We start from the raw sequence: 19,718 nt of genomic DNA, 5'->3' as shown, positions 1-19,718 counted from the left end.
CCTGGCAGAAAAGTGAAAAACGAGTGGGGCTGAGGGCTTAACGCTCTAATGGCAAAGCCGTAGTGTATTTTATCTGTTCCATGGCAAAACTCGAAGTCACATCGCTTAAACCAGGAATGCCGTTCACCAGCCGTTTGTAAAAATCATCATACCGTTTCATGTCTTCGACCTGTACTTGCATCAGGTAGTCGTATTCCCCTGCCATGCGCCAGAAACCCAGCACTTCGGGCATATCTGCAACGACTGAGACAAATTTGCAGTACCACTCGCTGCTGTGCTGCTGGGTTTTGATAAGGACAAAAGCGGTCAGCCCAAGGCCAAGTTTTTCTGGATCCAGCAACGCCACTTTTGAACGAATGATCCCCTCGTCTTCAAGCCTTTTCAGGCGTTTCCAGCAGGGTGTGGTGGTCAGATTAACGGCATCCGCGAGAGCCTGCAAAGAGAGGGTGCAGTCATTTTGCAGCAAGGATAGCAGCTTGCGGTCAATTTTATCTAACATGGCGGCCTACCGGAGAAAATTTTTCTCCATTGAATCGCTACTGAAGGTTAAAAGGCAACTTTTTTATCTTTCTTTTGCATTATCCTAAGCACAAATAGACAAACGGAACACCATCATGACCAGTACCTGGGTAAACCACGCCATTAGCGAAATTAACGCCGATTACCAACGCTCTGCCGATACGCATTTGATTCGCCTGGCGCTGCCTGGTTTTCCCGGTATTCAGCTCTATCTAAAAGATGAAAGCACGCACCCAACGGGCAGCCTGAAACATCGCCTTGCCCGCTCGTTGTTCCTTTATGGTTTGTGTAACGGCTGGATTAAAGAAGGCACGACGATCATTGAAGCCTCTTCGGGTTCAACCGCGGTTTCTGAAGCCTATTTCGCCCGTTTGTTGGGGCTGCCATTTATTGCCGTGATGCCCGCCTGCACCGCCAAACGCAAAGTGGAGCAAATTGAATTCTACGGCGGGCGCTGCCATTTCGTGGAGAGCGCGTGCGAAATCTATGCCGCATCAGAAATGCTGGAGCGTGAGCTGAACGGCCACTATATGGATCAGTTCACCTACGCCGAACGCGCCACCGACTGGCGCGGGAATAACAATATCGCCGACAGTATTTTCCGCCAGATGGAACATGAGCCGCATCCGGTTCCGGATTATATCGTCATGAGTGCGGGAACGGGCGGGACATCCGCAACGATTGGTCGCTATTTGCGTTATCAGGGCCATCCGACTCAGTTGACCGTGGTCGATCCGCAAAACTCTGTATTTATGGACTACTGGCAAAGCCGCGATTGCAGCCTGCGCAGCGCGGTGGGCAGTAAAATTGAAGGGATTGGCCGCCCACGCTGCGAGCCATCTTTCATTCCGGATGTCATTGACGACATGATGCGCGTTCCGGATGCGGCAAGTATCGCCACCATGCAGTGGCTGGAGACCGTTCTTGGCCGTAAAGTGGGCGCGTCTACCGGCACGAATATGTGGGGAGTGCTACAACTTGCGGCCCGCATGCGTTCCGAAGGGCGTACCGGTTCGATTGTGACGCTGCTTTGCGACAGCGGTGAACGTTATCTGGAAACCTATTACAACGCGGATTGGGTGAAGGCGAATATCGGGGATGTGCAGCCGTGGCGCAATGAGATTGAGAATTTAATTAAGTAAAAAAAGGGGCCGATTCGCATGAATCGGCCTGCTGAAAAAGCCTTATCATTCGGGGGAATAAGTGAGGTTTGGTGTATCCAGCCAATGCGTCAAATAATGAGAAACAGCCTGTCTATTGCAGTGACCAATAACAGGCAAATGCGGTAAATCTGCTTTCAGTTGTGCCATCGCGTTGCCCATGATCAAACCATGACCCACGCCCGATAACATTTCGCGGTCATTCATCGCATCGCCAAATGCCATACAATCTTTCATCGTCAGGCCGAGATGCTGGCTGAGTACATTAAGCGCGGCACCTTTATTGCAGCCTGTCGGTAACACTTCCAGACAATCCACCGCCGAGAAGCAAAGAAACGCCATGTCGCCCAGCGCTTCGTTCAGTTGGATCTTCAGTCGGCGAAGATCGTCGTGATCGCCACAGAAACAGATCTTCGTCACCTGATGTGATGGTAAGCGTTTTAGATCGGTCAGGCGGTATTTAAACCCGCTGTAGACATGCGCGTGCAGCAATTCGGGGATCTCGTTCTGCGTCATCCAGCCGCTGTCATTGAAAACATGCACACTGGCCTGGGTATCCCAATGGCTATGAAGGACGATTTCCGCCGCTTCTGGCGCAAGATCTTGCCGATGCAGCAACTCCCCATCCGTTGAGTGAATGCGCGTCCCGTTGCCGGTGATTAAGAACGCTTCCAGCGACAGCGTACCCAGAATATGGCGCATCTCCAGAACATGGCGGCCCGTTGCAAACGCAAGCATCATCTGGCGTTCTTCACGCAGGCGGTTCAGGGTACGCAGTGTTTCTTCACCCAAATGGTGATTGGGCATTAACAGCGTGCCATCCATATCAAATGCAGCCAGACGAGCCATGTTTACTCCGGTTTGTGACGACTAAAACACAGGGACCAGTATCCACTGGCATATACGGAACAAATAGTGAATACTTTTTTAAAATTGTTCCGGGTTTATACTGATGCGTCTTTTGAATCGTTTAAATCAATTCCAGCGTTTATGGCAGCCTTCGAACGGGGAAACGCAGCACGTCACCGTGGCGGAGCTGGCGGAGCGTTGTTTTTGCAGCGAGCGCCATGTGCGAACGGTACTGAATCAACTGCAAGATGCAGGCTGGCTAACGTGGCATGCTCAATCTGGACGAGGAAAACGCGGGATCCTCACCTTTTTGGTGACGCCCGAGAGCGTTCGTTCGGGCATGATGGAACAAGTGCTGCATAAAGGGCAGCACCAGAATGCGCTTGAACTGGCACAAATCGCCCCCGAACAGCTGCGCCAGTTGCTTCAGCCTTTTTTAGGTGGGCAATGGCAGAACGATACGCCGACGCTACGAATTCCCTATTATCGTCCGCTAGAACCTTTGCAGCCGGGCTTTTTACCGGGGCGGGCCGAACAGCATTTAGCGGGGCAAATTTTTGCAGGGCTCACTCGTTTCACTTCCAGTAGTGCTACGCCGCAACCCGATCTTGCGCATCATTGGCACGTCTCTGATGACGGCCTGAACTGGTACTTTTTTATTCGTTCCACGCTTCACTGGCATAACGGCGAACCGGTAGAAACCGCGCAATTGCAGCAGCGTCTAATGATGCTGCTAACGCTTCCGGCCATGCAACGGCTGTTTATCAGCGTGAAAAGCATTGAACTTGCCCATACGCAGTGCATCCGTTTCGTCTTGCACACTCCCGATTATTGGCTGGCTCACCGCCTGGCAAGTTACTGTAGCCGTCTAGCGCACCCGGAAGACACGCAACTGGGCTGCGGGCCATTTCGTATCAGTAGCTTTAAAGAGAATCTGGTGCGCATCGAAAGTTTTGAATCCTATCATCTCAGCCATCCGTTGCTTAAAGCCGTGGAGTACTGGATTACGCCGCAATTATTCGATACCGAACTCGGCACCAGCTGCCGCCACCCGGTGCAGATTGCCATCGGTCAGCAGGATGAACTGGTGCACTTGCGGCCCGTCAGCAATAGCATCAGCCTCGGCTTTTGCTATCTGGCGGTAAAACAGAACAACCATTTAACGCCTGAGCAGGCGCGTTTTCTGATGCAGATTATTCAGGAGCAGCAGTTGATCGCCAGCCTGCCCGTTGAAGAGTCACTGATCACGCCAAGCGTTGAGATGATCCCCGGCTGGAAAATGCCGGAATGGCCTACATGCAAGGCGGTCACCCTGCCGCCACAACTGACGCTGGTTTACCATTTGCCCGTTGAGTTACACGTCATGGCACAACAGCTTAAAACGCATCTTGCCGCTTTAGGCTGCGAGCTAAATGTGATTTTTCATGACGCAAAAAATTGGACGGGCTGTGAAGCGCTGGCGCACGCTGATTTAATGATGGGCGACAGATTGATTGGCGAAGCGCCGGTTTACACGCTGGAACAGTGGTTGCGCAGCGATGTGCTATGGCCCGCGGTACTGACCGAAAGCCAGTACGAACATTTGCAGGCAACGTTAGATAGCGTACAAATCTATCCGGATGAGTTAGCGCGCAGCAGCAGATTGCAGGAAGTCTTTAGTGCGTTAATGCGCGATGCGATAGTCTCGCCGCTGTTTAATTACCGCTACCAAATCAGTGCTCCACCAGGGGTGAACGGCATTGAACTTAATGCCTGGGGCTGGTTCGATTTTACCCAGGCGTGGCTACCGCCCCCGACGATGGTGTGAAGAAGCTGGGCAGCCATGCAGCCGAAGCGTTACCATATCTCTATATTTTACGTGTACTACAGGATTACTCATGAAACGTGCAGTTGTCGTCTTTAGCGGTGGCCAGGATTCCACAACCTGCCTGATTCAGGCATTAGAGCAGTATGATGAAGTGCACTGTGTGACGTTTGATTATGGTCAGCGCCACCGGGCTGAGATTGATATTGCCCGTAATCTTGCACTGAAACTGGGTGCGCGTGCCCATAAAGTTCTTGATGTGACACTGCTGAATGAACTGGCAGTCAGTAGCCTGACGCGCGACAGCATTCCTGTTCCGGGATACGATCCAGAAGAAAAAGGCATTCCCAGTACGTTTGTGCCAGGACGCAATATTCTCTTTCTTACGCTTACGGCGATTTATGCGTACCAGGTTGAGGCTGAAGCAGTTATTACCGGCGTGTGTGAAACAGACTTCTCAGGTTATCCGGATTGCCGCGATGAGTTCGTGAAAGCGCTGAATCACGCTGTAAGCCTCGGAATGGGGCGCGACGTTCGTTTTGAAACGCCGCTAATGTGGCTTGATAAAGCAGAAACCTGGGCGCTGGCGGATTACTGGCACCATCTGGATCTGGTGCGCAAGGAAACGCTGACCTGCTACAACGGGATTCAGGGTGATGGCTGCGGCGAATGCGCCGCCTGCAATCTACGTGCTAACGGGCTTAATCATTATCTCGCAGATAAACCTGCGGTTATGGCCGCAATGAAAAAGAAAACTGGGCTGAAGTAATTCTGTAGCGAAGCAGATCTATCATCTGCTTCGCTATGGTGGATGGCGCTGCCACTTATTCCCTCTACAAAACCCGGTTCGTAGGGCAGATTAACGGAACGACATCCGACTTTTGCCAGTAATCGGGGGAATTATTCCATCATCTGTACTAACTTTTCGCGCAGTTCCCCTTCCAGCGGAACTGACTTCTGTGTCTTTAAATCAATACAAACGAAGGTTAACAGCGCATCTGCTACGATCTCGCCTTCCGGCTCTAGTTTCACAACCTGGGTTAGTACGCCGCTTTTGCCATTAAGTTGCTGCAAAGCGCTTTCAATGCGCAGGACATCACCCAGCACTGCCGGGCGGCGGTAGTTAATATTGATATTCACGACAATAAACGCGATGTTATTTTCCGTCATCCACTGGAAACCCGCTGCGTTTTCCAGCCCTTCCCAGCGGGCTTCTTCGAGAAATTCAAGGTAGCGGGCATTATTAACATGCTGATAGAAATCCAGATGGTAACCCCGGACTTTGATTTGTGTCTGCATAGCGCTAAACCCTATCTTTAATTTTAGTCGTCAGGTGAGGTAAACAGGCCACACCAAACTGGTATGACCTGTCACTTAGCATAGCAAACTTTTTAGGCTACGCGAGCCATGAGCACTAAGCGTTAAAGCTTAATGTGAGACAGGTTGCGTTCGACTAACGCGCTGCCAATCCCTGGTACCTCCTGCAACTGTTCCAGCGCCTTAAATGGGCCGTACTCTTCGCGATAGCTGACAATCGACTGTGCTTTTTTCAACCCAACGCCATTCATTGCTTGCGCCAGAGCTTCTGCGCTGGCCGTGTTAATACTCACTACACCATCGTCAGCATCAGATGGTTTAGCGGTAGTGACCGGCGTTACAGGTGTTTTATCGCTGTGCTGAGCCGTATCATTTTTAACAACGGCAGGCGCGGCGGTTGCGGGTGTACAGGCGCTGGCACCGATAAGTGCTACAGCGATACATACGGCTTTAATCCCAGTTTTGATTCCTGTTTTCATGCTGTTCCTCCTTGTGTGTTGACAGCGAAGCCACCTTAACGGGAGAGAAAAACAGGAACAAATGGCAAACTTCAAATGTGGAAAAGGCCGCGAAAGCGGCCTTTAAATATTGCATGGCGTTGCAGTGGACTGCGAGCAACGCCGAAATTATTACTGCTGGTCGACGCTGTCGCCCATCTTGATTTTCGCTTCTTTGCGCAGATTGCTCATCAGCGCTTCGAAAGTGATTTGGGCGTTGTTCTGGGTAATTCCCTGAACCATCGCTTTTTTCTGCTCTGCAGGCATATCGCCAGGCTTAACTTCATCCAGCGCTAACAGAACCACGTTACCCTGCATGTCGTTAGCCACGCCGTAAGCTGGCTTGTCTTTAGCCGGTAATGGCAGAGTGAAGGCCGCCTGGCTGATTGGGTCCTGGCCGGTACGGGCCAGCGTTTTCGCCGCACTGAAGCTCAGGCCTGCAGCTTTCAACGCTTCATCACCTTTGCCCATTTTCAGCGCGTTCAGCAGTTTGTCAGCATCCAGCTTCGCCTGCTGCTCAGCTTTCTGATGTTTCACCTGCGCGATAACCTGGTCACGCACTTCTGCCAGAGGCTTAATCGCTTCGGCTTTATGCTCCGCGATACGCACGACAAACGCGCGGTCGCCATCAACAGTGATGATGTCGGAGTTGCTACCCGGCGTACCGCCCTCACCGACCAGGCCACCATTGAAAATCGCGTCTGCAACCGGTTTGAAGTTCAGTTCTGCTGGTAAGTTGTCGTGACCAAACCAGCCAGTCTCAACCGCTTTAACCCCTGCAACCTGTTCAGCGCTCGCCAGAGATTGGTTGTCATTGCTTGCCGCATCGCTCACTTTCTGTTGCAGCGCATAGTAAGCATCAACCGCTTTCTCTTGTTTTACTTTATCCGCAATTGCATCTTTCACTTCAGAAAGCGGCTTAGTTTGCGCAGGCTGAATGTCGTCAAGACGCACAACCAGGAAACCAACAGAAGATTTGATCACGCCAGAAAGCTGGCCTTTGTCTTTCAGACCGGCATTTTTCAGTTCGTCAGGAGTGGTACCCGGCTCCAGCCAGCCCATGTCACCGCCGTTACGGGCAGAGATGATGTCAGCCGATTTTTCTTTTGCCAGTGCAGCAAAATCACCACCTTTGCTCAGCTCATCAAGAAGTGCCTTCGCTTCGGCTTCAGTTTTGGTCTGAATTACGCTGTAGCGGTTACGCTGTGGCTGAGTAAATTCGTTCTGATGCTGGTCGTAGTAGGCCTGGATGTCTGTATCAGCCACCTCAACCTTCTGAGAAGCCGCATCAAGCATGATGTAGCTGACTTTGAATTGCTCAGGGGCGATATAGTTGTTTTTGTTTTGCTCGTAGCTGGTAGTGATTTCCTGCTCGGAAACGTCTTGCTTAGCGGCCAGGGCATTCACATCAATGGTGGCTTCGCGTACGACGCGTTGCTGCGATACCAGCGCTGCCAGTTCGTCAGTTTCACCGGTCAGCATGAAATCCGTGCCAACGATAGCGTTAATCAACTGCTGAGTGGTCAGTTGGTTACGCAGTGCATTTGCGTATTGATCAGCAGTCATACCCATGTTGTTGATAATGGCGGTATAACGTGCGTTATCAAATTTGCCGTTATTCTGGAACGCAGGCTCTTTAAAGATGGCTTGTTTGATTTGTTCATCGCTGATGCCAAGGCCAAGGTGTTTGGCATATTGATCCATCAACGCTTCATCAATCATGCGCGACAGCACCTGTTGGCGCATCTGCTTGATGTAGCCTTCGTTACCGGCCAGTACAGAGAACTGTTCGCCAAGCTGTTGCTGCTGGCGATTACGCTCGCTGGCTACAGCATTTTCAAACTGACCGCGGCTAATTTCCTGGCCATTCACTTTCGCGGCGTAGTTAGCACTACCGCCAATCAGGTAGCCACTCACGCCAGTCAAAATGAATGACACGATAATGATCCCGAAAATTATCTTGATTACGAGGCTGTTTGCCGCCGTACGTAAATTGTCCATCATGGTGTAACAACACTCCACTGTAGTGTGAATGGTAAACCCAGCGCAGTCGCTAAATGGGCATCCCTGAATATGCGTACTGCTGTGCCGCTGCGTGCAAGCGGGTATTGTGACAAGAAAATGGGTTCAAATCATCAAACATGCGCAAAATTAGCCGTCAGGCATAAAAAAAGGCACATCTAACGATGCGCCCTGACCTAACTTTACTCGCCTTGCCCTAAAAACCGGACGATAAATTAGTTAACCGCTTCTTTCAGTGCTTTACCAGCACGGAAACCTGGTACTTTTGCAGCAGCGATGGTGATTTCTTTACCTGTTTGCGGGTTACGGCCGGTACGGGCAGCACGTTCACGAACAGCAAAAGTTCCAAAGCCAACCAGTGCCACGTCTTCCCCGGATTGCAGAGATTCAGTAACAGAAGCAATCACAGCGTCTAATGCACGTCCCGCCGCAGCTTTAGAAATATCAGCACCTGCGGCAATTTTGTCTATCAGTTGAGATTTATTCACTCTTCTCTTCCTCTCTTTATAATTTATATCGCACCGGTATCCTTCAAGGTGCGACCGCGCAGCAGTTATATCAGGCCTGTCATGCCCTTACAACACCCGTTGTTAATGGCATACATCGCCAGCAATCTAAAGTAGCGATACAAAAAAAAGCTGGCAAGTGACAATTCACCAGCCAGCTCTGATTTTATTTACCGAATATGCGTCAGGTCACTATTTTGCAGTGACAACCTGCATTCCGTAAGGCTCATTCTGCAATGCGAGCGCCAAAACTTCCTCGATTCGCTTCACCGGATGAATTTTCAGGTCAGCGATAACGTTGTCCGGAATCTCTTCCAGATCGCGTTTATTTTCGTCCGGAATCAGAACAGTTTTGATGCCGCCACGGTGTGCCGCCAGCAGTTTTTCTTTCAAACCACCGATTGGCAGAACCTGGCCACGCAGCGTAATTTCACCTGTCATTGCCACATCGGCACGAACAGGGTTACCCGTCAGGCAAGAAACCAGCGCGGTACACATTGCAATACCGGCACTTGGGCCATCTTTCGGCGTCGCGCCTTCTGGCACGTGAACGTGGATGTCACGTTTTTCGTAGAAGTCAGCATTAATGCCCAATTTCTCCGCACGCGCGCGCACCACGGTCAATGCCGCCTGGATGGATTCCTGCATCACTTCACCCAGAGAACCGGTGTAGGTCAGCTTGCCTTTACCTGGTACACATGCGGTTTCGATAGTCAGCAGATCGCCACCCACTTCAGTCCACGCCAGACCCGTTACTTGGCCGACGCGGTTTTCGCTGTCTGCGCGACCATAGTCAAAGCGCTGTACGCCAAGGAAATCTTTCAGGTTGTCACCATCGATTTCGATGTGCTTGAGCGATTTATCCAGCAACAACTGTTTAACCGCTTTACGGCACAGTTTGGAAATTTCACGTTCCAGACTACGTACACCAGCTTCACGAGTGTAGTAACGAATAATGCCGATAATTGCACTATCGTGAACCGTGATTTCACCTTTTTTCAGCGCGTTACGTTCAATCTGTTTGGTCAACAGATGCTGCTTGGCAATGTTCAGCTTCTCATCTTCGGTGTAACCAGAAAGACGAATAACTTCCATACGATCCAGCAGCGGGGCTGGGATGTTCATGGAGTTGGACGTTGCCACAAACATTACATCGCTCAGATCGTAATCAACTTCCAGATAATGGTCGTTAAACGCCACGTTCTGTTCTGGATCAAGTACTTCCAGAAGTGCGGAAGCCGGATCGCCACGCATGTCAGAAGACATTTTGTCGATTTCATCTAACAGGAATAATGGGTTTTTAACGCCCACTTTCGCCATTTTCTGAATCAATTTGCCCGGCATGGAGCCGATATAAGTCCGGCGGTGACCGCGAATTTCAGCTTCGTCACGCACGCCGCCCAGCGCCATACGCACGTATTTACGCCCGGTCGCGCGAGCGATGGACTGACCCAGTGAAGTTTTACCCACGCCAGGAGGCCCAACCAGGCACAGAATTGGCCCTTTGAGCTTGTTAACGCGACTCTGAACCGCGAGGTATTCGAGGATACGATCTTTCACACGCTCAAGGCCGTAATGATCGGTATCCAGAACTTCCTGCGCCTGTCGCAGATCTTTTTTCACTTTGCTGCGCGCATTCCACGGCACCTGCACCATCCAATCAATGTAGCCACGAACCACGGTTGCTTCCGCAGACATTGGCGACATCATTTTCAGTTTTTGCAGTTCCGCTTCGGTTTTTTCACGCGCTTCTTTTGGCATTTTTGCCGCGTCGATTTTGCGTTTTAGCGCTTCGTTTTCATCGGGCGCGTCGTCCATTTCGCCGAGTTCTTTCTGAATCGCTTTCATTTGCTCGTTCAGATAGTACTCACGCTGGCTCTTTTCCATCTGCTTTTTAACGCGGTTGCGAATGCGTTTCTCAACCTGCAGCAGATCGATTTCTGACTCCATCATTGCCATCAGATATTCAAGACGTTCGTTAATATCGGACATCTCAAGAACGGACTGTTTGTCAGTCAGTTTCAATGGCATATGTGCAGCGATGGTGTCAGCCAGACGAGCAGGATCATCAATGCTGTTGAGCGATGTCAGCACTTCCGGCGGAATTTTTTTGTTCAGTTTGATATAGCCTTCAAACTGACCAATTGCGGTGCGCACCAGCACTTCCTGTTCGCGCTCTTCGATAGCTGGCGAATTCAGGTATTCAGCCTGCGCTGAGAAGTGGTCACCGTTGTCAGAAAGCGTGGTAATACGCGCACGCTGTAAACCTTCAACCAGCACTTTTACTGTGCCATCTGGCAGTTTCAGCATTTGCAGAATAGATGCGACGGTACCCACTGAGAACAGGTCATTTACACCTGGCTCATCTGTCGAGGCTTCTTTTTGCGCCACCAGCATGATTTTTTTATCATGATCCATGGCCGCTTCCAGGCAACGAATGGATTTTTCTCGCCCGACAAACAGTGGAATTACCATGTGCGGATAAACCACCACATCGCGCAGAGGCAATACGGGGATTTCAATGCGTTCAGAACGCTCAGGATTCATAGAGCTCTCTCTTAGTTAAGGTCCGCCTGGTGATGGAGCGATGCCCTTTATTCATACCCTAAATCATTCGAGATTCAGAAAGGCGGCATCACCAACAAGTAAGTCAGTATATGGGGATGTTTCCCGCGCATTCAATGGCAGGAATGAAGGAAAAGCAAAAGGGGGATATAAATCCCCCTTTTTATACTAACTAACTGGTTATTTTGGCGAATTATTCACCGGATGCTTGTTGCGCTTCTGGCTTACCATAAATTAATAATGGCTTGCTCTGGCCGTCGATCACGGATTCGTCAATCACCACTTTCTCGACATCTTCCATAGAAGGAAGGTCATACATGGTATCAAGCAATGCGCCTTCTACGATGGAACGCAGACCACGAGCACCGGTTTTACGTGCCATTGCTTTCTTCGCAATCGCATCCAGCGCTTCGTCGCGGAATTCCAGATCCACACCCTCCAGATTGAACAGCGCCTGATATTGCTTAGTCAGGGCATTTTTCGGCTCTTTCAGGATTTGAATGAGCGCGTCTTCGCTCAGTTCGGTCAGGGTAGCAACAACCGGCAGACGACCGATAAACTCAGGGATCAGACCAAATTTGATCAAATCTTCCGGCTCTACCTGGCCTAACAACTGCCCTTCGGTCGCTTTCTGAGATTTACCTTTTACGGTCGCACCAAAGCCGATACCAGAGCCAGTTTCAACGCGGTTAGCGATGACTTTATCCAGACCTGCAAATGCACCGCCACAGATAAACAGAATCTTAGAGGTATCAACCTGCAAGAATTCCTGTTGCGGATGCTTACGACCGCCCTGTGGTGGTACCGCTGCAACCGTACCTTCGATAAGTTTCAGCAACGCCTGCTGCACACCTTCACCAGACACATCCCGAGTAATGGACGGGTTGTCAGATTTGCGGGAGATTTTGTCGATCTCATCGATATAGACAATACCGCGCTGTGCTTTCTGCACATCGTAATCACATTTTTGCAGCAGTTTCTGAATGATGTTTTCGACATCTTCACCGACGTAACCCGCTTCGGTTAACGTTGTGGCATCTGCCATGGTGAATGGAACATCCAGCAAGCGCGCCAGGGTTTCAGCCAGTAAGGTTTTCCCGCTACCGGTTGGCCCGATGAGCAGAATGTTACTTTTGCCCAGTTCGATTCCGTTAGTGCTGTCGCCGTTACGCAGGCGTTTGTAATGGTTATAAACCGCTACCGCCAGAACTTTTTTAGCCTGTTCCTGACCGATGACGTAATCATCAAGATGGTGACGGATCTCATGCGGCGTCGGCAGCGCACTGCGTTCGCGGTGCGGAGCGACTTCTTTAATCTCTTCGCGAATAATGTCGTTACATAAGTCGACACATTCATCGCAGATATACACTGACGGCCCGGCAATCAGTTTACGCACTTCATGCTGGCTTTTGCCGCAAAAAGAGCAGTACAGCAGTTTGCCTGAACCGTCTTTGCGCTTTTCTGTCATCAGTAAAACCTCTTCTCTGTTTCTTTGCACCGTACTTGACGGCACAAATGCCATTCTACGGCGCAGCCAATCGTAAGCGCGCTATGAGCCGCTACTACAACTATAGTATACGGCCCACTGTTTTCGGGCGTTAGCTACGGTGAGTCAGGATTGAATCAACTAAGCCGTATTCAACCGCTTCGCTTGCAGCAAGGAAACGGTCACGCTCGGTGTCTCTCTCGATTTCTTCAAGAGATTTGCCTGTGTGTTGCGCCATGAGTTCGTTCATACGAGCTTTCACTTTCAGGATTTCGCGCGCGTGGATTTCGATATCCGTTGCTTGCCCCTGATAGCCACCCAGCGGCTGGTGAATCATCACTCGTGAGTTTGGCAAGCAGAAGCGCTTACCTTTTGCCCCAGCAGTCAGCAGGAAAGCCCCCATAGAACAGGCCTGCCCCATACAAATAGTGCTGACATCTGGTTTAATAAATTGCATCGTATCGTAGATAGACATACCAGCGGTTATCACACCACCTGGTGAGTTGATGTAGAGATAGATGTCTTTTTCTGGGTTTTCTGCTTCCAGGAACAACATCTGCGCCACAATCAGGTTGGCCATATGGTCTTCGACCTGGCCCGTCATAAAGATGACACGTTCCTTGAGCAGACGGGAATAGATATCGTATGAACGCTCGCCACGCGATGTCTGTTCAACAACCATCGGCACCAGGGCCATATGGGGTGCAAATTGATCTCTTTCGCCACTGTATGACATTTCCGTCTCCTGGAATAATTAAGCCTTCGATACCTGATGCACTGATTCTACTTGAGACGCTAAAAGAAGACCACGCTCCTTGCGCCCCCACAACCTTAATTGGACGGATTATCAGTCAGGGATCCTAATTTCAAGTCATACCCCAGTTTATGGGGATGAGCTTTCCCTGTTTCAAGCATAACAACCTTTTCTTGTTACGCTAACCCTGAAACTGCGTTTTATTGATGGGTTTTCAAGGCGTCACTGATAAAAAAAGCCCGCCACCATTGGGTGACGGGCTTGATGCAGCAATATTTTGGCGATGATGCCAAAAAGAATGCTTACGCTTGCTGGTTCATCAGCTCGCTAAAGGTAGTGGCTTTTTCAGACACTTTCGCTTTAGACAGAACCGCTTCAACCGCTTGTTCTTCCAGAGCAACATTACGCATGTTGTCCATCAGTTCTTTGTTTTTGCCGTAGAACTCAACCACTTCAGCCGGATCTTCGTAGGCAGAAGCCATTTCTTCGATCAGGGCTTTAACGCGGTCTTCGTCAGCTTTCAGCTCGTGGGTACGAATCACTTCACCCAGCAGCAGGCCAACAACTACGCGACGTTTAGCTTGTTCTTCGAACAGTTCACGTGGCAGTTCCAGCGCTTGTTTCTCATTGCCACCAAAACGCTGTGCAGCCTGGCGACGCAGAACGTCGATTTCGCCGTCGATCAGCGCAGCTGGAACGTCGATGTTGTTCGCATTAACCAGACCGTCGATTGCCTGGGACTTGATGCGGTTACGCACCGCGCCTTTCAGCTCACGATCCATGTTTTTACGAACTTCGGTACGCAGACCAGCAACTGAACCATCTTCAACGCCGAAACGCTTGATGAATTCTTCAGTAAATTCTGGCAGTTCACGCTCTTCAACTTTCTTCAGAACGATGTCGAACTTAGCCGCTTTACCTTTCAGGTTTTCAGCGTGGTAGTCTTCCGGGAAGGTCACTTCGATAGTGAACTCTTCGCCAGCTTTATGGCCAACCAGACCGTCTTCGAAGCCTGGGATCATACGACCCTGGCCCATTGCCAGTACGAAGTCAGACGCTTTACCGCCTTCGAATACTTCGCCGTCAACAGAACCAGTGAAGTCGATGGTTACGCGATCTTCTGCAGTTGCAGCGGCGTCAGAATCTTTCCAGGTCGCCTGTTGCTTACGCAGGGTGTCCAGCATTGCGTCAACGTCTTCGTCAGTCACTTCAACAACCGGTTTTTCAACTTCGATTGCTTCCAGACCTTGCAGCTCAACTTCTGGGTACACTTCAAACTCAACCGCGTAGGTGAAGTCTTCGCCCAGTTTGTATTCGCCTGGAACGTAGTTCGGTGCGCCAGCCGGATTGATTTTTTCTTTGATGATCGCGTCAACGAAGTTGCGGGTCATCAGTTCGCCCAACACGTCCTGGCGAACAGATGCGCCATAACGTTGTGCGATAACGGTCATCGGTACTTTTCCTTTACGGAAACCGTCGATACGGGCTTTCTTTGCCACGTTGACCAGCTCGCTTTTTACAGCGGTTTCGATGCTGTCTGCAGCGATAGTAATCGTGAGACGGCGGCCAAGGCCCTGAGTGGTTTCAACTGAAACTTGCATCTTGTTACCTCAAAAAATCACAGTGCTCGGTCAACTCTGGAAGTGCTCATTTGCACTCCACAGAACCGGGATGCCTTCTGAATCAGAATCACATTCCCTGTCGTCAGAATCGTCCCGAAGACATTCCGAAAAATAAGACGCAGCATTATAGCGGCATCACCAAGGTGAGTCGAGAACGGCAACACAGTGTTGCTGCGGCCCTTTTCACAGTTCTTTTGGATTTTTTGCCCAAACCCTGCAACAACGAGGGCTATTTCAGACAAAACAAAACGGCCCGCAGGCCGTTTTGTAAAACACGATTCATATACCGCAACATAAAGGAAAAGTTCCCTCAGTTGCAAGCCTGAAGGTTAACTTCAGGCGATTGAGCCGGCTCCACGGCAAGGTGGAGAGGCAAAAATCGTATCCTGCAACCCTTCCCATTCCTTAATAGTGTAGGTATGCAGAGCCAGCGCATGTACCGTGGTGGAGAGTTCCGCACTTAACGCACCGTAAATCATCCGATGGCGATTTAAGAAACGCTCCCCCGCAAATCTATCGCTGACTAAAACCACTTTGAAATGGCTCTCTGAACCCGCCGGGACATTGTGACGATAGCTTTCATCCACGACTTCCAGGAACACGGGTTCAAACGCTGCCCTTAATTTTGATTCTATTTGCTCGCGCATCATCATGAACTTTCTCCTCGACTACGTAGAGATGCCACTCATCCCTTTAAATGTTAGCCGCTTTTAGCCGTTTTAATAACGGAATTTCAACAATTATTTAGCTTTCGTCCTATTTTCTTAGTCAAGCCTCTGTAGCTTAATGTGATTACGGCACTATTAGCGGGAAAAATGGTCAGATAGCTTTGCAACCGCTCAGAAAAAGCGCAACGCGATGAAATTACGTGCGTTAACTACTTCCTCTGTGCAACCGCAGTGTTATGATGGCGTGATTTTTTATCTGCCTGCCCCTTGAGTACATTGAGATAGCGAACATGTTAAAAAAAATATTCTTCCCTTTGGTCGCCATTTTTATGCTGGCCAGCTGTGCAACACCACCGACAACAATTGATGTCTCTCCAACTATCAGCTTGCCGCAGCAAGATCCAAGCCTGATGGGTGTGACCGTGAGCATCAACGGTGCAGACCAACGTACAGACCAGGCTCTAGCTAAGGTCACTCGTGACAACCAGTTGGTGACGCTGACCCCATCTCGCGATTTGCGTTTCCTGCTGCAAGAAGTGCTGGAAAAACAGATGACCGCGCGTGGTTATATGGTTGGACCAAGCAGCCCGGTTGATCTGCAGATCATCGTAAACCAGTTGTATGCTGATGTGTCCCAGGGCAGCGTGCGTTACAACATCGCCACCAAAGCAGATATCGTGATTATTGCGACGGCGAAAAATGGTAACAAGATGACCAAAAACTACCGTTCTAGCTACAACGTAGAAGGCGCGTTCCAGGCCACCAACAAAAATATCGCCAATGCCGTAAACTCCGTATTGACCGATACCATTGCTGATATGGCTCAGGACACCAGCGTTCACGACTTTATTAAGCAGAACGCTCGTTAATCAACATCCCACCAGTCCGCGTCATACCCAACGTAATCCGAGTTGCATCGCGACGGCAAGAGAGCGAAACCCGATGAGCTTACTACGGTAAGTGATTCGGGTGAGTAAACGCAGCCAACAAAGATGCAGCTTGAAGTACGAAAGGTTTATGCGGGCTGGCTGTCGAGCAGAGTATGTCCAACCACTATCTACGTCTCTTTCAGCAGCCAAAATCAGCCATTCTTTTGATTTTAGGCTTTGCTTCCGGCCTCCCTCTCGCCCTGACTTCCGGCACGCTACAAGCATGGATGACGGTTGAGAATATCGATCTCAAAACCATTGGTTTCTTCTCCCTCGTGGGGCAAGCCTATGTATTTAAGTTCCTGTGGTCGCCGATAATGGACAGATATACGCCGCCGCTGCTTGGGCGTCGTCGTGGTTGGTTGTTGATTACGCAAATTTTACTGCTGGTCGCCATTGCGGGTATGGGTTTTCTGGAACCTGGTTCGCAGTTGCGTTGGATGGCCGCCCTCGCAGTTATCATTGCGTTCTGCTCTGCTTCGCAAGATATCGTTTTTGACGCCTGGAAAACCGATGTTCTTCCCGCTGAAGAACGCGGAACCGGTGCGGCCATCAGCGTGTTGGGTTATCGCCTGGCAATGTTGGTATCCGGCGGACTGGCGCTTTGGCTTGCGGATAAATACCTCGGCTGGCAAGGGATGTACTGGCTGATGGCCGCCCTCATGTTGCCTTGCATCATCGCCACATTGTTTGCCCCAGAACCTACCGATGCGATACCGGTTCCAAAAAGCCTCGAGCAAGCGGTGGTCGCCCCGCTGCGTGATTTCTTTGGTCGCAATAATGCCTGGCTTATCCTGCTGCTGATTGTGCTGTACAAACTTGGCGATGCATTCGCTATGAGTTTAACGACCACATTTTTGATCCGCGGCGTTGGTTTTGATGCCGGTGAAGTGGGTATGGTCAATAAAACGCTGGGGCTGATTGCCACCATTATCGGCGCACTCTACGGCGGTATTTTAATGCAGCGCCTGTCGCTGTTCCGCGCGCTGCTGATTTTCGGGATTTTGCAGGGCGTATCGAATGCGGGTTACTGGATTCTGTCCATAACCGATAAGAATATAATCAGCATGGCCTCAGCAGTTTTCTTTGAAAACTTGTGCGGGGGTATGGGCACTGCAGCATTTGTCGCCCTGCTGATGACGCTGTGCAATAAATCGTTTTCCGCTACTCAGTTTGCTCTGCTTTCGGCACTTTCAGCCGTTGGCCGCGTTTACGTGGGGCCGATTGCCGGTTGGTTTGTTGAAGCGCAAGGCTGGCCGACGTTTTACCTGTTTTCAGTGGTTGCCGCCGTGCCCGGTATTTTACTTTTACTGGTGTGTAAGAGCACGCTTGAGTACACGCAAAATAACGACAGCTTCATTCCACGCAGTGAATTTTCATCAGCCTACCGTCTTGCACTTCGGGCATTAATGGTGGGTTGCACCCTTCTGGCTGTGTGGCTAATCATACTAATTACTAATGCAATCGGTCTGACAAACTGGGCGTTTAACATTCAGTTACTGGAATGGGGAGCGCTATTTGCTATCGGTGGAATTTTGTTTGGCGGGCTGCTTGATTATCTGGCGTTGAGAAAAAACAGCGTTGGTTTAACTATCCCTGTTAAATAAAAATAATATGTTTCGCTGCGTGATTATATTGCTCACTTAACACGCATTCATTGTTTGAGTGAATTATTCTCCGAAAGCAAGGATCTTTTTTTACATAGTTAGCAATAAAATTATTTTCACCCTTTCCTTAACCGATTCAGCTTTTCCCTAAATTATTTTGTTGATCACTTCGTTTATCAATTGATGCTAATTTGTTAAATTTATGTTTAGCAAAATGATTGGTTATACCAATTACCCTACACTATTTATAGCTACATAGGTTTTCGTTATAACCCAGCACGCCTGCGGCCTATCTCGATATTTTACAGTTTGTTGCATTCTATGTGACATTGGCGGCAGAACCCAGTAACACCACACTGACACTATGCCATTCGTGTTTACAGTAATGTAACCTTCCCGTAAAATGCCTTCACACTTTAAACGACAATAGAGCTCCCTGGAATTGAGGTCGTTAAATGAGACTCAGGAAATACAATAAAAGTTTGGGATGGTTGTCATTATTTGCAGGCACACTTTTACTCAGTGGCTGTGATTCTGCGCTGCTAGATCCCAAAGGACAAATTGGACTGGAACAACGTTCATTGATACTGACTGCTCTCGGGCTGATGTTGATTGTCGTTATCCCAGCTATCGCAATGGCTATCGGTTTTGCCTGGAAATATCGGGCTTCAAACAAAGACGCCAAATACAGCCCCAACTGGTCCCACTCTAACAAAGTTGAAGCTGTAGTCTGGACGATTCCCATCCTTATCATCATTTTCCTCGCGGTACTGACCTGGAAAACCACGCACGCCCTTGAGCCTAGCAAACCGCTGGTTCACGACGCGAAGCCGGTGACCATTGAAGTTATCGCCATGGACTGGAAATGGTTCTTTATTTATCCAGAGCAAGGTATTGCTACGGTGAATGAAATTGCCTTCCCAGCCAACACCCCGGTGGAATTCAAAATCACCTCTAACTCGGTGATGAACTCCTTCTTTATTCCGCGCCTGGGTAGCCAAATCTACGCAATGGCAGGTATGCAAACTAAGTTGCACCTGATTGCTGACGAAGCGGGCACCTACGACGGTATTTCGTCTAACTACAGCGGTAAAGGTTTCTCTGGGATGAAGTTCAAGGCTATCGCCACCCCGGATATGGACACCTTTAACCAATGGGTTGCTAAAGCGAAACAATCTCCGGAAGTCATGAACGATATGGCAACTTACGAGAAGCTTGCAGCACCTAGCGAATACAACAAAGTCGAATACTTCTCCGCTGTTAAACCTGATTTGTTTAAAGACGTTATTAACAAATTCATGGGGCACGGAAAGAGCATGGACATGACCCAACCTGAAGGCGAGCACGCAGCGCATGAAGGTATGGAAGGCATGGACATGAGTCACGCGGAAACCTCTCACTAAGGGGCCGAGG

General features: G+C 49.8%; 17 protein-coding genes. 6 read left to right on the top strand and 11 right to left on the bottom strand.

Annotated features, from left to right (window positions below):
• Nucleotides 1–37: 37 nt before the first annotated feature.
• A complete protein-coding gene (locus tag AB1E22_RS14250; RefSeq protein WP_367595891.1) occupies nucleotides 38–499 on the bottom strand; it encodes an Lrp/AsnC family transcriptional regulator in 462 nt (153 codons plus the stop codon).
• 115 nt (nucleotides 500–614) lie between these two features.
• Between AB1E22_RS14250 and AB1E22_RS14245 the strand changes: the two genes are divergently transcribed.
• The gene (locus AB1E22_RS14245; protein WP_367595890.1) at nucleotides 615–1,661 is read left to right on the top strand and encodes a PLP-dependent cysteine synthase family protein; all 1,047 of its coding nucleotides are present in this window, start codon (nucleotides 615–617) and stop codon (nucleotides 1,659–1,661) included.
• 45 nt (nucleotides 1,662–1,706) lie between these two features.
• On the opposite strand, the gene cof is transcribed toward AB1E22_RS14245, so the two are convergent.
• Entirely contained in the window at nucleotides 1,707–2,528 is an 822-nt protein-coding gene (gene cof / locus AB1E22_RS14240) for an HMP-PP phosphatase (RefSeq protein WP_367595889.1), read from the bottom strand.
• A 103-nt stretch (nucleotides 2,529–2,631) separates the two neighbouring features.
• Between cof and AB1E22_RS14235 the strand changes: the two genes are divergently transcribed.
• Together AB1E22_RS14235 and queC are read left to right on the top strand one after the other, a co-directional pair.
• A complete protein-coding gene (locus AB1E22_RS14235) occupies nucleotides 2,632–4,335 on the top strand; it encodes an SgrR family transcriptional regulator (RefSeq protein ID WP_367595888.1) in 1,704 nt (567 codons plus the stop codon).
• A gap of 70 nt (nucleotides 4,336–4,405) precedes the next feature.
• Nucleotides 4,406–5,101: a 7-cyano-7-deazaguanine synthase QueC gene (queC, locus tag AB1E22_RS14230; protein ID WP_367595887.1), complete on the top strand. Its 696-nt coding sequence runs from the start codon at nucleotides 4,406–4,408 to the stop codon at nucleotides 5,099–5,101.
• Nucleotides 5,102–5,232: 131 nt separating this feature from the next.
• Here queC and AB1E22_RS14225 read toward each other — a convergent pair whose 3' ends face one another.
• From AB1E22_RS14225 to bolA, 9 genes are all read right to left on the bottom strand, one after another.
• The gene (locus AB1E22_RS14225; RefSeq protein ID WP_367595886.1) at nucleotides 5,233–5,631 is read right to left on the bottom strand and encodes a YbgC/FadM family acyl-CoA thioesterase; all 399 of its coding nucleotides are present in this window, start codon (nucleotides 5,629–5,631) and stop codon (nucleotides 5,233–5,235) included.
• A 122-nt stretch (nucleotides 5,632–5,753) separates the two neighbouring features.
• Complete coding sequence (locus AB1E22_RS14220; RefSeq protein WP_367597378.1) at nucleotides 5,754–6,116, bottom strand: helix-hairpin-helix domain-containing protein; 363 nt, start codon at nucleotides 6,114–6,116, stop codon at nucleotides 5,754–5,756.
• A gap of 162 nt (nucleotides 6,117–6,278) precedes the next feature.
• Nucleotides 6,279–8,150 (bottom strand): peptidylprolyl isomerase, encoded by a 1,872-nt coding sequence (gene ppiD / locus AB1E22_RS14215; RefSeq protein ID WP_367595885.1) that lies wholly within the window; start codon nucleotides 8,148–8,150, stop codon nucleotides 6,279–6,281.
• A 233-nt stretch (nucleotides 8,151–8,383) separates the two neighbouring features.
• Nucleotides 8,384–8,656 carry a nucleoid-associated protein HU-beta gene (hupB, locus tag AB1E22_RS14210; protein ID WP_034457998.1) on the bottom strand — a complete coding sequence of 91 codons (273 nt, stop codon included), beginning with the start codon at nucleotides 8,654–8,656 and terminating at the stop codon, nucleotides 8,384–8,386.
• 210 nt (nucleotides 8,657–8,866) lie between these two features.
• Nucleotides 8,867–11,221: an endopeptidase La gene (gene lon / locus AB1E22_RS14205; RefSeq protein ID WP_367595884.1), complete on the bottom strand. Its 2,355-nt coding sequence runs from the start codon at nucleotides 11,219–11,221 to the stop codon at nucleotides 8,867–8,869.
• A gap of 211 nt (nucleotides 11,222–11,432) precedes the next feature.
• Nucleotides 11,433–12,707: an ATP-dependent protease ATP-binding subunit ClpX gene (gene clpX / locus AB1E22_RS14200; RefSeq protein ID WP_139878852.1), complete on the bottom strand. Its 1,275-nt coding sequence runs from the start codon at nucleotides 12,705–12,707 to the stop codon at nucleotides 11,433–11,435.
• A 130-nt stretch (nucleotides 12,708–12,837) separates the two neighbouring features.
• The gene (clpP, locus tag AB1E22_RS14195; protein ID WP_034457992.1) at nucleotides 12,838–13,461 is read right to left on the bottom strand and encodes an ATP-dependent Clp endopeptidase proteolytic subunit ClpP; all 624 of its coding nucleotides are present in this window, start codon (nucleotides 13,459–13,461) and stop codon (nucleotides 12,838–12,840) included.
• A gap of 320 nt (nucleotides 13,462–13,781) precedes the next feature.
• A complete protein-coding gene (gene tig, locus AB1E22_RS14190; protein ID WP_367595883.1) occupies nucleotides 13,782–15,080 on the bottom strand; it encodes a trigger factor in 1,299 nt (432 codons plus the stop codon).
• A gap of 356 nt (nucleotides 15,081–15,436) precedes the next feature.
• Nucleotides 15,437–15,754 (bottom strand): transcriptional regulator BolA, encoded by a 318-nt coding sequence (gene bolA / locus AB1E22_RS14185; RefSeq protein ID WP_367595882.1) that lies wholly within the window; start codon nucleotides 15,752–15,754, stop codon nucleotides 15,437–15,439.
• A gap of 305 nt (nucleotides 15,755–16,059) precedes the next feature.
• On the opposite strand from bolA, the gene AB1E22_RS14180 reads away from it, so the two are divergent.
• From AB1E22_RS14180 to cyoA, 3 genes are all read left to right on the top strand, one after another.
• Nucleotides 16,060–16,638: a lipoprotein gene (locus AB1E22_RS14180; RefSeq protein ID WP_367595881.1), complete on the top strand. Its 579-nt coding sequence runs from the start codon at nucleotides 16,060–16,062 to the stop codon at nucleotides 16,636–16,638.
• Nucleotides 16,639–16,811: 173 nt separating this feature from the next.
• Complete coding sequence (gene ampG, locus AB1E22_RS14175) at nucleotides 16,812–18,305, top strand: muropeptide MFS transporter AmpG (RefSeq protein WP_367595880.1); 1,494 nt, start codon at nucleotides 16,812–16,814, stop codon at nucleotides 18,303–18,305.
• A gap of 455 nt (nucleotides 18,306–18,760) precedes the next feature.
• Entirely contained in the window at nucleotides 18,761–19,708 is a 948-nt protein-coding gene (cyoA, locus tag AB1E22_RS14170) for a cytochrome o ubiquinol oxidase subunit II (RefSeq protein ID WP_367595879.1), read from the top strand.
• Nucleotides 19,709–19,718 lie beyond the last annotated feature (10 nt).

This window comes from Buttiauxella gaviniae (assembly GCF_040786275.1).
In the GTDB taxonomy this organism is placed as follows: Bacteria; Pseudomonadota; Gammaproteobacteria; order Enterobacterales; family Enterobacteriaceae; genus Buttiauxella; species Buttiauxella gaviniae_A.
This window is presented reverse-complemented; position numbering and strand designations above follow the sequence as displayed.